Raw genomic sequence first — 14,136 nt, 5'->3', positions numbered from 1 at the left:
CTCTACCTGTCCTGCCCCTTCTTTTGCGCCGCGCGCGCCCGGGGGCCGGTGAAGTATTCCTGCACCCAAGGATGGTCGACTTTGGTCATTTCTTCAATCCGTCCTTCAACCAGAACGCGTTTTTCGGCCAGCACTGCGACACGATCGCAAATGGCATAGAGGCTATCGAGATCATGCGTAACCATAAACACGGTCAGCCCCAGCGCGTGTTGCAACTCGCCGATCAACTCGTCATAAGCCGCCGCCCCGATCGGGTCCAACCCCGCAGTGGGTTCGTCCAGAAACACGATCTCGGGGTCCAGTGCCAGTGCGCGGGCCAAGGCTGCGCGTTTGCGCATACCCCCGGACAGTTCTGACGGAAACTTGCCGCAGCTCAGTTGTGGCAGACCTACAAGGCTGATCTTCAGGCTGCCAAGGGCACACATCAGCTTTTCACTTAACCCGGTGTGTTCGCGCAGCGGGGCCATGACGTTCTGCAAAACTGTCAGAGACGAAAACAGCGCGCCATCCTGAAAGGCCACGCCCCAATGCCGTTCGATGCGGCGACGTTCCTGTTCGGGCCCGTTCAGGACGTCGACACCCAATACTTCGATGCTGCCTGCGGCGGGTCTGTTCAACCCAACAATCGTGCGCAACAGCACCGACTTGCCGGTGCCCGATCCGCCAACGATGCCCAATACTTCACCGCGCCAGACGTCCAGGTTAAGGTTCTGATGCACCACCTGCGTTCCAAACTGGTTGGTCAGATTGCGAACGCGGATCACTGCCTCGCGCTGAGCGCCGGTTTCCGAGGTCTTTTCAAGCACGCTCCCGTCCATGTCAGACCTCCAACACCGAGAAGAAGATCGAAAACAGCGCGTCCAGTGCAATTACCATAAAGATCGACTGCACAACGGAGGCTGTTGTTCTTTGGCCGACGCTCTGAGCCGATCCCTTCACCTGCATTGCCTGCCAACAGGCGATAACGCCGATGACCACGGCAAAAAACGGGGCTTTGATCATGCCGATGGCAAAATGCCAGATGCCGGTGCTTTCCTTCAGCCGCGTCACGAACATGCCGGGGCTGATGCCAAGATCAATCCAGCTCATCAAACCCCCACCGATCAGGGCGGCCATATCCGCAATAAAACCCAGGATCGGCAACATGATCAACAAAGCGACGACGCGCGGGATCACCAGCACTTCGATCGGGTCGAGGCCCAGCGTTCGCATGGCGTCGATCTCTTCCTGCACTTTCATCGATCCGATTGACGCGGTGAAAGCCGACCCGGACCGGCCCGCAACTATGATGGCCGTCAGCAGGATGCCCAGCTCGCGCAGCACCGAGATCGAGATCAGTTCGACCACGAAAATCTCGGCCCCGAATTGTTTCAGCTGAGTGGCCCCCTGAAAGGCCAGTACAACGCCGATCAAAAACCCCATCAGGGCAACAATCGGGATGGCCCTAAAACCCGTTTCCTCCATCTGAGATACCAGCGCTGCCTGTCGCAACCGCCATGGCATAATAATGGTGCGGGCCAACCGATGCAGGGTCAGGCCCAGAAAGCCCAGCATCGAAAGGGTGTCTTTCCAGGCACCGGCTGTGCCTTGACCAACGCTGGCGACCCAATCAACAAAACTGCGGTGTTCCGCTTCGATACCGGGATCGTCAGGTAAGTTCTTGGCTACAGTGTCCAACAGGGCGGACTGAGCCGGGCTTAACCCTTCGAACCGAACCTCGGCGCCTACGGCCCGGTTTCGCCGGGCCAAATCGGCAACCAGCCATGCGCCACCGGTATCCAGCGCCTCGACCTGAGACAGATCAAACGTGACGTTGCCACCCTGGGGTTGAGTTGAGGCAAAAGCCTGTTCTACTGACGCCAGAGATTTGGTGAGCATTTCACCCGAAATACGCAGGCAGACGCCGTCGGCGTCATGTTCCGAATGTATCATGGGCTGCGTCATGGTCGTATGTGATGTGAAACCACTTTGTGCTGCAACGGATTTTTACGCTGTGACCAGATTTGCCGCCATACCATAGCAGGGGTGTGACAATTTGGGTCCGCCTGACGCTAGCCATGTGCGCCATCCCCTTAAATGACTGTTTTTTGTACGTGATACGAAAAAAAGCGTGCTCAAATATCAGCGCGATGAACGGCTTGCCGCGACCACGGAACCAAGTCACAGTCTGCAGCGGAAACGCCTCGTTGGAATCAAGGTAAGTGTCATGAAGCACACGGGAAATGTCCTGTTCATCATTATTGATCAGTTGCGGGCAGATTGCCTGAACGGTGCCCTTGCGGATCACGTCGATCTACCGAACATGCGGGCTTTCATGGATGAGGCCGTGACATTTGACCGCCACTTTTCGGTCACCAATCCTTGCGGGCCTTCGCGGGCCTCGATCCTGACTGGGCAGTATGCGATGAATCACCGCTCGGTCCGCAATGGCACACCGCTGCGGCACGACACACCCAATATCGCGACCGAGATGCGTAAGGCCGGTTACCTGCCCATGCTGTTCGGCTATACCGATACCTCGGCCGATCCGCGTGTGCATGACGCAGGTGACCCGGTTCTGAAATCCTATGAGAACCCGATGGCCGGGTTTGATGAAATCGTCGAGATGCGGTTGGAGGAATCCTACCCGTGGCGATCCCACCTGATGCAGAAAGGATACTGCTTTGACGATTACTGGGACGTTCACAAACCGGTGTCACCGACCGGAGATGCACCGCGCCTGAATGATCCGGCCCTGTACCGGGCCGAAGACAGCGACACGGCCTTTTTGACCGACACATTCCTGAACAGTCTTGCCCCGCTCAAGGGCCAGAACTGGTTTGCCCATTTGACCTATATCCGACCACACCCACCGCTGGTTGCCCCCGCGCCGTACAATGACATGTACGATCCGGCGTCATTGCCACTGCCTGCGGGTAGCTCTGATGCAACTGAAGAGCGGGCGATGCATCCTTTCTTTGGTCCAACGATGGACAAGCAGACGGCTGCGGATTTCGTGCTTGGTTTCGATCACGTTGACCCCACGGTTGAGAATATCCAGACGCTGCGCTCGGTCTATCTGGGGCTGGCAACCGAAGTGGATCATCATGTCGGTCGCGTTATCCAGTACCTGAAAGACAGCGGGCAATACGACGATACGCTGCTGGTGATCACCGCCGATCACGGCGAGATGCTGGGTGATCGGCACAGCTGGGGCAAGATGACAGTCTATGACGCGGCCTATCATACGCCGCTGATGATCCGGGTGCCGGGTAATGAATCTCAGGCGGGCAAGGTAGTGTCTGCGCCAACCGAGTCGGTCGATATAACCCCGACGATCCTTGAATGGGTTGGTCAGACGGTTCCGAATGCGATGGATGGCCGGTCCTTGTTGCCGCTTTTGCGTGGCGAAGTACCTGAGGATTGGCGCGGCTATTCTTTTAGCGAGCTTGATTTCTCGGAGCCCGAAAACCCTACGTTGTGGCAACAGCAATTGGGCACGGGCAACAGCGACTCGTGTTTGGGCATTCTGCGCGACGACCGGTTCACTTTGGTCGAATTTGCTGCTGATTTGCCGCCGTTGCTTTTCGATCACGACGGCAAGGGCGAGCTGGAGGATGTTGCAAGCAACCCCGATCATGCGGTGGACCTGGCGCGTTTGGGGCGGCAAATGTTGCGGCATCGGATGCGAAACATGGACCATACGCTGTCGCTGCATTCCATCACGCCGGATGGGGCAAAGTCCAAACCGCGGTACTGATCCAATCTGTCCTATACACCTGTGACGAAACCGATGCTACGCATGGTTCGCGGAGAGGGCGAATTTGGACATAACTGAACAACAGATAAAGTCGATGACCAGTGCGGGTCTGAACCTGATCGGTCAGGCCCTGTCGATCTACGACAGCAAATTGCGGCTTGTGGTCAGCAACCACCGTTTTCAGGATATGTTCGACCTGCCGGATGAACTTGTGCAGCCCGGAGCGCTGTTCGCCGACACGATCCGCTATCTGGTTGCGCACGGTGAATATGGTGAAGTTACTGATGTCGAGGATGCCGTCGCACAGCGGGTTCAACAGGCGCTGGCGTTCGAGCCTCATTACATGGAACGTGTGCGCGCCAACGGCTGCGTGATTTCGGTCGAAGGTGCGCCTTTGCCCACAGGCGGTTGGGTATCCGTCTACACCGATATCACCAACACCAAACAGGCCGAGGCCCTGCTGCGTGCCCGGTCCGAGGAACTGTCGGATCAATTGCTGGACCGTGCCGAGGAGCTTTTGGCAGCCAACCGGAAACTCGCGGCGACCAACTCTGCGCTGGAAGAGGCCAAACGTCAGCTAACCGAGATCGAAGCCCGCACACGCATGACAACCGAGATGATGCCGGCCCATATTGCCCATCTGAATCCGGACGGGCGGTATGATTACTCCAACCGACGGCTCAGCTCGGTCATGCCGGGCCGACCTTCTGAAATTCTGGATATGCACATATCTGACGCGTTGGGTGCTGCGGCCTTTACCCGTGTAGAACCTTACCTGCTCAAAGCCTATGGCGGTGAAACGTCGGTGTTCGAGTTCACAGAGGATCAGGATTCCCGCCGCATCCGCGTGTCGTTTTCACCAGATGGTGAGGGGGGCGTCTATGTGATGTCTGTCGATATTACCGAGGAAACGCAGGCGCGTGTGGCCTTGCAACAGACACGTCGCCGGGCCATGGCGGCGCAGATGACTAGCGGGTTGGCGCATGATTTCTCGAACCTGTTGACCATCATTCTGGGTATGCAGTCCCGGTTGGAAAAGATGGATTTGTCCGAAGCCGCGCGAGAGCTTGTGGCCGCGACCCAGCAAACCGCGCTGAGGGGCGGGCAATTGCTGAACCGGATTGCGGATATGACCGGCAACCGAACATTTCAACCAAAAGCAACCGACATGCGCGGCTTGTTGGAAGACTTACGCATCCTCGCCTCGCCATCCCTACCACGCGGCGTCGGCCTGTCGGTAGTCAACACTCTGCCGGATGAGGCGCTGATGCTGGACCCGGGCATGGTGCAGGACGCTTTGTTGAACCTTGTTCTGAACGCGCGCGATGCCTGTGGTGGATTTGGTCAGGTGACGATCAGCGCGCATAAGATCGGAGAGATCTGGATTGAAATTGCGGTCACCGATACCGGACCGGGTTTTTCCGAGGAAGGTTTGGAGAAAGCCCTGAACCCTTTCTTTACGACCAAGGGCAGCAAAGGATCGGGGCTGGGTCTGCCGATGGTCTATGATACTGTAAAACTGGCAGGCGGAGACCTGAACCTGCGCAACACGCCTTCGGGCGCAGCGGTGGCCATGCGTTTGCCCTATCGTCCAGCCCCGCCGGTGCAGGATGGGCTGGTCCTGCTTGTCGAAGACAATGATGATCTGCGCGGGCAGTTCCGCGATATGCTGGTCGATCTTGGATGTTCGGTGATCGAGGCAACCTCGGTCGATGAAGCCTTGGCTTTGACGGCGGATATTGACGATATCGCGCTGGTACTGTCAGACATCCGACTGGAAGGGCAGGGGACGGGTCTTGACCTGTTGGCGCAGTTGAAGCCAGGCTTGGCGTGTATTTTGATGACCTCGTTGCCCTATTCTGACCCGCTGCACCGGCAAGCGCTGACACTGGCGCCGGTCCTGAGTAAACCATTTACGCGGGCACAGCTGTCCGCCCTGATCCGAACCGAGGGCACCTGATGACTCAACCGCTGGTCACCATTGTCGATGATGAACCCGAAATCCGACTTGTTCTGACCGACGCGCTGGAAGAGGCCGGATTCCGCACCCAAAGCTTTGCCCGGGCGCGGGAATTCGAGGCTGCGCTGAAACGTGTGACGCCGGATGTGTGCTTGGTTGATCTGTCTCTACCCGATACGGACGGATTGGCGTTGGTGCATCGGCTGGCACTGGAACAGGGGGCAGCGGTGATCATCATCTCAGGTCGGGCGCAGGTGCAAGATCGTGTGACCGGGCTAGAGCTTGGGGCGGATGATTACATTACCAAGCCGTTCGACCCGGCCGAGGTTGTGGCCCGCATTCGGGCCAGATTGCGGTCCCCTCGCCAGCAGACCTCGCAGTCGGATGTGGCGATGTTCAATGGTTGGACTGCGTATTTTGACCGCTATGTACTGATCGATGCCAGTGGCGCAGAGACACCGTTCAGCCATGCGGAGGGGGAAGTTCTGCGATTGTTTTTGGACAGCCCGAAACGCCTGATCAGCCGATCTCAGATGCAAGAGGCACTGGGCGGCGCGGCTGGCGACAGCTTTGACCGGGCAATGGATGTGCGCATCTCTCGGTTGCGCACCAAGCTGGGCGAAGATCCGAAAAACCCGCGCCTGATAAAGACCATCTATGGCGCAGGTTACATTTTTCTGGGGGACGTCGAGTGGCGGTAAAGCGCCTATCAATAGCTGGAAGGCGGTCTTATACTAGAGCTCATGTTGTGAATAATTTAGCAAAACCACTTCGTTACACGAAATATAGGACAAAATCCTAAACCTGATGTCAGCTGGAACACATCGCTTTTATTATCTGCGCGCGGGCTATGGATTCTTGGCGCAGTCGCGCATAACTAACACCATCCTGTCCGGGGGTTGCCGGTGCAATGCGGGTTAAGACCATGACGCTGCCGGGTATCGGAACAGCTAAGGGTTTTGGAGAGTAGAATGATCAAAAAAACCTTGGCCAAATGGCAATCCGGTCATATCGGCCGTTTGCTGGGCGAAAGCCTGCGCAGCCAGGGCTGGTTGTATGGGATCGCGATGATGGCCATGGTTGTGGTTGCTGCAACCACTGCCGGTACCGCGTGGATGATGGAAAACATCGTCAACACCATGACCGAGCCTGAGATGCGCTCGCAGGTCTTTCTGGTTGCCGGGGCTGTAATTGCGCTGTTTTTCGGCAAGGCGGCTGCATCTTACGTACAGGCAGTGTTTTTGGCGCGGGCTGGGAACCGCATCATTGCCGTTCAACAAGAACGTCTTTATGCCAAGCTGATCAAGCGCGGTGTGGGCTTTTTCTCCAGAAACGAATCCTCGGGCCTTTTGATGCGCGTGACGCAGGGGGCTCAGGCGGCCAGACGGCTGGTCAACGTCGTTGTCACCAGCTTTGTGCGAGACTTACTGACATTGATCGGTCTGGTTTTCGTAATGGTCTATCAGCAGCCTTTATTGTCCGTGCTGTTCTTTGTTGTGGGCCCGGTTGCATTGGTGAGTGTTCGTTTCCTGCTCAAGCGCGTTCGCTCGATCATGCAGTCCGAGATGGCGGCCCTGTCCGAGATCATCAAGGTTCTTCAAGAAACGTCCGGGGGTATTACGATCATCAAGGTCTTTGCTCTCGAAGATCATATGGTCGGACGGATGAATGGGGCGATCAGATCGGTTGAAAAACGGGCGAACTCGATTTCGAAACTGCAATCGGTCGCTAGCCCGTTGATGGAATTTCTGGCGGGCCTGGCCATAGCCGGGGTTCTGGTGATCAGCACCATAGGTATCGCAGGAAGCGGCCCAACCACCGCAGGTCAGCTGATGTCGTTCATCACGGCGCTGTTGATGGCATACGAGCCGGCAAAACGTTTGTCGAAGATGCGCGTTGTCATTGAAACGGCGCTGGTTCCGATCGGCCTGATGTTTGATTTGCTGGACGAAGAAGAGCCCATGCGGGAAAGCCCCGATGCCAAACCGCTGGAATCTGGACCGGGTGAAATTCGGCTAAGGGATCTCAGTTTTGGGTACAAGGGAAACCCCAATGTCATTTCGGATATGAACGTGACATTTGAGGCTGGAAAGACAACGGCTCTTGTTGGTCAGTCCGGTGGCGGAAAATCTACTATATTTGGCCTGATCATGCGTTTTTATGATCCTGATAGCGGAACGGTTGAAATAGACGGGCAGGATCTACAGGGGGCAAGCTTTGCCTCGTTGCGCCAAAAGATCTCGTATGTTGGTCAGGAAACGTTCCTGTTTTCCGCTTCGATTATGGAGAACCTCAGATTTGCGCGTCCCGAGGCCACCGACGAAGAGGTGACCGAAGCCGCGCGGGCCGCCCATGCACATGAATTTATCAGCAAGATGCAATTCGGCTATGACACGCAAGTGGGTGAGAACGGCGCGTTTTTGTCTGGCGGGCAAAAACAGAGGTTGGCCATTGCACGAGCAATTCTGCGAAAGTCTGAAATCTTGTTGCTGGACGAAGCCACCAGTGCCCTTGATGCAGAATCTGAAACCCTTGTGAAAACCGCGCTGGACAAGCTGACAGAGAATGTCACAACGATTGTAATCGCCCACAGGCTGTCTACCGTGTTGGAAGCGGACAAGATCATTGTCATTCAGGACGGTGAGGTTATTGAGGAAGGCAACTTGGAAACTTTGGTCGAGAACGATGGGGTGTTCCGGAAATTGTTTGACAAGCAGTTCAAACAACCGGTGTCCTGACAGCCGCCCATTCTGTAAGATCTGGTCAGTAACGTGGACCTATAACCGGGCTTAGCCCGTTTTGACCTATTCGCGCAGTGCCCTGTCTTTGACTTTGACCACAGGTTGCAGAAGGTATTCCATTACCGTCTTTTTGCCCGACAGAATGTCAACCTCAGCAATCATGCCGGGGATGATTTCAACGGCCAGACCATTGGCATCCAGCATCGAGTTGCTGGTCTCAATTTCTACGACAAAAACTTCTTCGTCATTGCGTTCGGACCGCGTGATCGTGTCTGCACCGATGCGCGTGATTTGACCGTTCAAAGCCCCATAACGGGCAAAGTCATAGGCTGTGATCTTGACCTTGACCGGCTGCCCTGAGTGAAGAAAGGCAATGTCTTCTGGCCGCACATAGGCTTCGACAAGCAAGGTGTCGTTCAAGGGCACAATTTCAATCAATTCCTCTCCACTGCGGGCCAATCCCCCAATTGTGCTGCGATGCACCCGGTTCACGATACCCCGAACTGGCGATCGCACCTGTGCTCTATCGGCCCGGTTGCGCAGTGCTGGCAGAATGGGCTGCAACGCCGCAAGCTCTGTGGTCGCCAACGCCAGATCAGTCAGCGCGGCGCTGCGAAACCGGCTGCGCGTTGCACGGATGCGGTCTTCTATTTCGTCTAGACCAGTTTTCAGCCTGTTGGTCGCGGCCACGGCCCGCGTTCTGCGGCCTTCCCATTCGGCCTCACCACGGCGGAGCGTTAAAAGCGTTGTGGCTGGCTCCATTTTCTTTTCCACCAATGGCTGCATCATCGAGCGTTCTTCGGCCAGCAACTTAAGCGTCTGATCTGCTGTCACACGATCCACCAGCCCTTCCTCGTATTCCTGTTGGCGTTGCTGGCGCTGCCTTTCAAGAATTGCGATTTCAGCACGCAATTCGGATTGGCGCCCCTGATACAGCGCGGTTTCCGAATGCACGACCTCGGGGGACCCTTTGATCAGGTTCGGCGAAAACCTCAGTTCGGTCCCGTCAATTTCTGCCTGCAAACGTTGGGTGCGCGCCATCAGCCCGAATGCACGCTGTTGTTCCTGGTTTAGCTGACTGTCGATCTGGGTGGTTTCGAACTCCATCAGCAGCGTTCCTTTTTCAACCACTTGCCCTTCCCGAATTTTCAGGGATTGCAATACGCCGGGTTCAGTGGCTTCGATCACCTGAATGTCAGCCGAAGGCACGATCCGACCGTCAACGCGCGTCACGTCGTCCAATACGGTGAGATGCGCCCACAGTCCAAGCACGATGAGACAGGACGTAATCACCAACAAAAGCAGAGATCCACGTAGAGGTGAGCGTCCACGTATTTCACGCGCGAGTGTGGCCAGATCAGGATGCCGCGACATTCAGGTGCCTCCGTGTTTTGCGGACGTGTTGGGCCAGCAAGCTTTTCGGGCCGTCTGCGCCCACGCGCCCGCCTTCGATCACAATGACCCGATCCACCAGCTCCAGAAGGCTGGTGCGATGCGTGACGATGACCATCGTTGTGTCCTGCGTTGCCTGTTTCAGGCGACGGATCACTTCGGCCTCGGTTTTTACATCCATCGCGCTGGTCGGTTCATCCAGCAACAGGACCGGAGGTCGTCCGACCAGTGCCCTGGCCAAAGCAATGGCTTGCCGCTGACCGCCGGACAAACCTTCACCCCGCTCCGCCAATTTCAGGTCATACCCATTGGGGGTATGGGCAATAAAATCCTCGACCCCCGCCACCTTCCCAGCATGGATCAAGTCCTGATCGCGTGGCCTGACGGTGCCGCTGTTTATGTTCTCGCGTACCGTGCCAGAAAACAGCCAGATATCTTGTAGGATCGACCCGACGTTTCGACGCAGATCACCAGGGTCGATCTGCCGGATATCTGCCCCGTCCAGCAGAACCGACCCCGAGCGCGGCTGGTAAAGTCCAAGCAACAGCCGGGCCACAGTACTTTTACCCGAGCCGATTGGCCCCAAAATCGCGACCTTCTCACCCGGTTCAATTGAAAATGACACGCCGGCCAAAGTGTCCTCGGGCTGATCGGGATAGGCGAAGTGAACATCCTTGAAGCAGATCCGACCTTCGAAGCCGTTTTGGCTTACCCAATTGCGCCCTAGTGGCCTTTCGCTTTCGGCCTGCATCAAGGCATCCAGACTGCGGTAAGCGCTTCGGGCCTGGTTGACGCGGGTCAAGGTTTGGGCAAGCTGTCCCAACGGGGCCAAAGCGCGCGCCGTTAGCATGACCGAGGCAACCAGCGCCCCCATGCTGGCCTGACCGTCGGTGATCAGAAACACGCCATAGAAGACGATCAAAACCTGTGCAGCCTGTTGGGTGAAACCGGTCAGATTCAGGGCAAATTGCGTCACCGTGCGGCTTCGCGCGCCGTGTGACGATTGTCGTTCAATCGCATTTTCCCAACGGGTTCGCATTTGCCTGGCCGCTGCGGTGGTTTTGATGGTCTCAAGCCCTGAAACCGTTTCTACCAGAACGGATTGCTTGGATTGCCCGTCTGAAAAGCTTTTCTCTGCCAGGCGTGCCAAAACTGGTTGAACGGCAATTCCCGCAAGCAACACAATTGGAACCGCGAGGGCCGGGATAAGCGCCAGCGGTCCACCCACCAGATGAATGACAAAGATGAACAGCGCTATAAACGGCAGATCAACCAGCGCAACCAGCGTGGCCGAAGTAAAGAACTCGCGTAGAGTTTCGAACTCACGAACTGTGCTGGCCATGGCGCCAGTCGAGCCTGTACGCGATTTCATTCGGATGTTCAGAACCTGGTCAAACACACGACGCCCCATCAGCATGTCGGCCTTTTGCCCGGCGCGATCAATGAACCCGGCGCGCAACAGCTTTAGGATGAAATCGAAGCCTAGTGCGAGGCCGACGCCAGCGGTCAGCGCAATCAGGGATTCAGTCGCTTCGTTGGGTAGAACGCGGTCATAAACCACCATGATGAAGATCGACGTTGAAAGGCCAAGCAGATTGGCGAGCGCTGCGGCCAGAATAACCTGTGTGTAAGACCATCGGTTTGCGACCATTGCCGACCAGAACCAGTGCCCGGAATATGAGGAATCTCTGTTTGATACTTCGTCGCGATAATTGCGGCGAAACAGAATGGCATATCCGGTGTAAATGTGCCTCAATTTATCTTCTGACACTTCACCGATACCAGCCCCAAGCTCAGGGTCGAAAATCAAAAGATGCCCATCGGGCGAACGACCGTGGTAAACAACGGCTTTATTGTCTTGCAACAGCAAAAGTGCTGGTGCCAGTTGGGTGTCGAAATCCCGCAGCTTTCGTTTGCCGTATCCGGCCTGCAAACCAGCCCTTTGTGCCACTTCGATAGCGTCACGGAGGGTAAGTTCCCCGGTCGTTCCTGATTGCGCGGCATACAAAGTGGCGCTTGTCATCGGCCGATCCAGTTGAGCCGCGACGTGCAACAGGCATTTTTCCAAAGGCGCAAGCTCGGGGTCTCGTGAAATTGGCAGCAGTTGTGTCATAGACCCTCACCCCACTTGGCCGATGAAATCCCCAGAAGGTCCAGAATGTCACCAGTGAGGCTGAGCGCGGCATAGTTGGTCAGGAAGAAATTCTGCTCAGCCAGGATCAATCTTTCCTGAGCGTTCACATAATCTCGTTGCGCGTCCAGGATTTCGATCAGACTACGCCGTCCTACTGTGAATTGCTCGCGTGCTGCTGAGACACTGTCGGCGTTGGCCTGCACTGCGATGCGGGCGGCCTGCAGCCGCACTGCGCCAGCTTGCTGATCCGAGCGAACAAATTCCAATTCTCGCCGTATGTCTCGGATTACGGATTCTCGTGTGAATTCAGCCTCTTTGACCTGTGCCTCTGCCGCCGCAATTGCAGCGCGGCGCTGTCCTGTGCTGTCGATCTCGAAATTGAATGACAGGTCGACGCCGAAATTCGCGTCATTGCTATCATCCCGATCAGCAAAGGCTGCAACCTGAACGCCAGGCTGACGCCGGGATTGAGCAGCAGCCTGCTCGGCCTTTGCGGATAGCAGCGCTGCATCCGCCCGCCGAACCTGTGGGCTGTCCATCACGATCTGAGCATCAGTTCTCGACAGTTTTGGGGCCGCAACCGGAGGGGGCAATACCCCGGGGGCAGAGCCGAAAAATTCGCGAAACTGAGCATCCGCACGATCTAGTCTGGCCTCAGCATCCGCCAATCTTGTCTGCGCGTCCGCCATGCGAGAGCGGGCCGCCAGAACATCCGCATTTGAACCTACACCCTGCGCGGTTCGCTCGGCTATTTGGCGAAGCATTTCTTCGTGAGCCGACACGTTCTGTTCCGATATGCCCAGGATTTTTCGCCTATCAAGAACCACAACATAGGCCTCGATTGCCGAAAGCGCGATTGCCGCTGCGGTTTGCAACTGGTCGCCCCGGCTTTGAAGCACGCGGGCTTTTGCGGCAGCCAGGTCATTCGAGGCCGCGCCGCCGTCATAGACTAGCTGCGAAATTCGCAAATAGGGGGTAACGTCAGCAATATTCGCTTCAATGCGCTCGGATCGTGCGTTTACGCCGATGGACACTTGCGGCAAGAACGCCCCTTTGGCGGCGTCCTCATTGGCAGCAGCGACTTCAAGTCGAGTTGCGCTCTGCGCCAAGTCGGGGTTGGATTCGACAGCGACCCGAACCTTTTGACCAAATGCACTTTGCGCAAGCCGCGGTGAAGGAGCGTTCGCGCCCGCGCCCACTGAGCCGCGGGAAAGCGACATTTCAACGCCCGTCAGATCGGGTGCGGGCGTGCAAGCCGAAGACAACGCGGCGAGACAGATTAAAGCTACAAATTTTACTCTGCGATCATGTATTGGCATAGGTGTTTCACACCCCATTGGTTCCAAGAAAGTCGTCATTCTGAGCGTTGGCCATGGCATAGAGGAAACCGGAAATATCTGAATTTTCCGTGTATTTTTCTTGCGGGTTTTGCTGTGCAAGCTGTTGATGAGCCCGGGATAACCACCCGCAATGTGACAGTGAAATCTGATGCGCGTGGATTAAGAAAAGAGCACCCGAATCGACCAGTTTCAGCTTTTCAACCTGCGACAAAGTCTTGAGCCGCTGGACTGACACCCCAAACTTGTCGGGCGGCAGCGGTATCCCATCATGTGACGCAATTGGTTCGAACAACCTAAGACTATTGATGATCTGACACAGGGCCAGGGTTGCCTCACAGGCCGCAGCGCGGGCTTGAAGAAAGATTTTCACCTCACGCAAGGCAGGTGAAACGGCTCCGGTATTGTCAAAAAATGCTTCGTCCTTTGGGTCTTCGCTTAGCAACCCAGAGGATTCATCCACATTTAATTGAAACAGAGGTGCCTGATCTGCCTTTTTGCGACCGGTAGGTGCGGCCTGAAAAGGATAGCAACGTAAAGCTGAGGGCACATAGGCGGCAAGCCACCGGCCCGCCTGCGATACAAATGGGGTAGGCCTATCTTTGAGAACGGACAATATACCGGTTGGCTCATAACCTCTGGCTGTTTTCTTGAACAAAATGGGAAAAGTGGCGGCCGCTTGTTGAGCTTCTTGAAAGACAATTGCGCATTCAGCGCGATTGGCCGCGAATTGGTAAGACATGAAACGTGTCCAGTAACGCCGCCCATGCCGGGAAAAGGTGACTGGAACCAGGCCATTTTGCGCCATTTTTACCCCGTGATTTGAATGACTG

General features: G+C 56.2%; 10 protein-coding genes. 4 read left to right on the top strand and 6 right to left on the bottom strand.

Annotated features, from left to right (window positions below; translation table 11 throughout):
• Nucleotides 1–2: 2 nt before the first annotated feature.
• Nucleotides 3–818 (bottom strand): ABC transporter ATP-binding protein, encoded by an 816-nt coding sequence (locus GOX21_RS08410; RefSeq protein ID WP_170349998.1) that lies wholly within the window; start codon nt 816–818, stop codon nt 3–5.
• Between the two features lies 1 nt (nt 819).
• The gene (locus GOX21_RS08405; protein ID WP_254428492.1) at nt 820–1,932 is read right to left on the bottom strand and encodes an ABC transporter permease; all 1,113 of its coding nucleotides are present in this window, start codon (nt 1,930–1,932) and stop codon (nt 820–822) included.
• 274 nt (nt 1,933–2,206) lie between these two features.
• On the opposite strand from GOX21_RS08405, the gene GOX21_RS08400 reads away from it, so the two are divergent.
• The 4 genes from GOX21_RS08400 to GOX21_RS08385 all read left to right on the top strand — a co-directional run bounded on the left by GOX21_RS08400 (nt 2,207) and on the right by GOX21_RS08385 (nt 8,437).
• Nucleotides 2,207–3,739: a sulfatase-like hydrolase/transferase gene (locus GOX21_RS08400; protein ID WP_170376932.1), complete on the top strand. Its 1,533-nt coding sequence runs from the start codon at nt 2,207–2,209 to the stop codon at nt 3,737–3,739.
• A 94-nt stretch (nt 3,740–3,833) separates the two neighbouring features.
• Nucleotides 3,834–5,699 carry a hybrid sensor histidine kinase/response regulator gene (locus GOX21_RS08395; protein WP_254428491.1) on the top strand — a complete coding sequence of 622 codons (1,866 nt, stop codon included), beginning with the start codon at nt 3,834–3,836 and terminating at the stop codon, nt 5,697–5,699.
• On the top strand, nt 5,699–6,400 hold the full coding sequence (locus GOX21_RS08390) for a response regulator transcription factor (protein WP_170376928.1): 702 nt from the start codon (nt 5,699–5,701) through the stop codon (nt 6,398–6,400). The genes GOX21_RS08395 and GOX21_RS08390 overlap by 1 nt, the downstream gene beginning before the upstream one ends.
• Before the next feature lie 270 nt (nt 6,401–6,670).
• On the top strand, nt 6,671–8,437 hold the full coding sequence (locus tag GOX21_RS08385) for an ABC transporter ATP-binding protein (protein WP_170376926.1): 1,767 nt from the start codon (nt 6,671–6,673) through the stop codon (nt 8,435–8,437).
• Nucleotides 8,438–8,503: 66 nt separating this feature from the next.
• Here GOX21_RS08385 and GOX21_RS08380 read toward each other — a convergent pair whose 3' ends face one another.
• The 4 genes from GOX21_RS08380 to GOX21_RS08365 all read right to left on the bottom strand — a co-directional run bounded on the left by GOX21_RS08380 (nt 8,504) and on the right by GOX21_RS08365 (nt 14,111).
• On the bottom strand, nt 8,504–9,814 hold the full coding sequence (locus tag GOX21_RS08380) for an HlyD family type I secretion periplasmic adaptor subunit (protein WP_170376924.1): 1,311 nt from the start codon (nt 9,812–9,814) through the stop codon (nt 8,504–8,506).
• Nucleotides 9,798–11,945 (bottom strand): type I secretion system permease/ATPase, encoded by a 2,148-nt coding sequence (locus tag GOX21_RS08375; protein ID WP_170376922.1) that lies wholly within the window; start codon nt 11,943–11,945, stop codon nt 9,798–9,800. Before GOX21_RS08375 ends, GOX21_RS08380 begins: the two co-directional genes overlap by 17 nt.
• On the bottom strand, nt 11,942–13,186 hold the full coding sequence (locus GOX21_RS08370; protein ID WP_170376920.1) for a TolC family protein: 1,245 nt from the start codon (nt 13,184–13,186) through the stop codon (nt 11,942–11,944). The genes GOX21_RS08375 and GOX21_RS08370 overlap by 4 nt, the downstream gene beginning before the upstream one ends.
• 106 nt (nt 13,187–13,292) lie before the next feature.
• On the bottom strand, nt 13,293–14,111 hold the full coding sequence (locus GOX21_RS08365; protein WP_170376918.1) for a SapC family protein: 819 nt from the start codon (nt 14,109–14,111) through the stop codon (nt 13,293–13,295).
• Nucleotides 14,112–14,136: the final 25 nt, after the last annotated feature.

It is taken from the genome of Ruegeria atlantica (genome assembly GCF_013032005.1).
Classification (GTDB): Bacteria; Pseudomonadota; Alphaproteobacteria; order Rhodobacterales; family Rhodobacteraceae; genus Ruegeria; species Ruegeria atlantica_A.
This window is presented reverse-complemented; position numbering and strand designations above follow the sequence as displayed.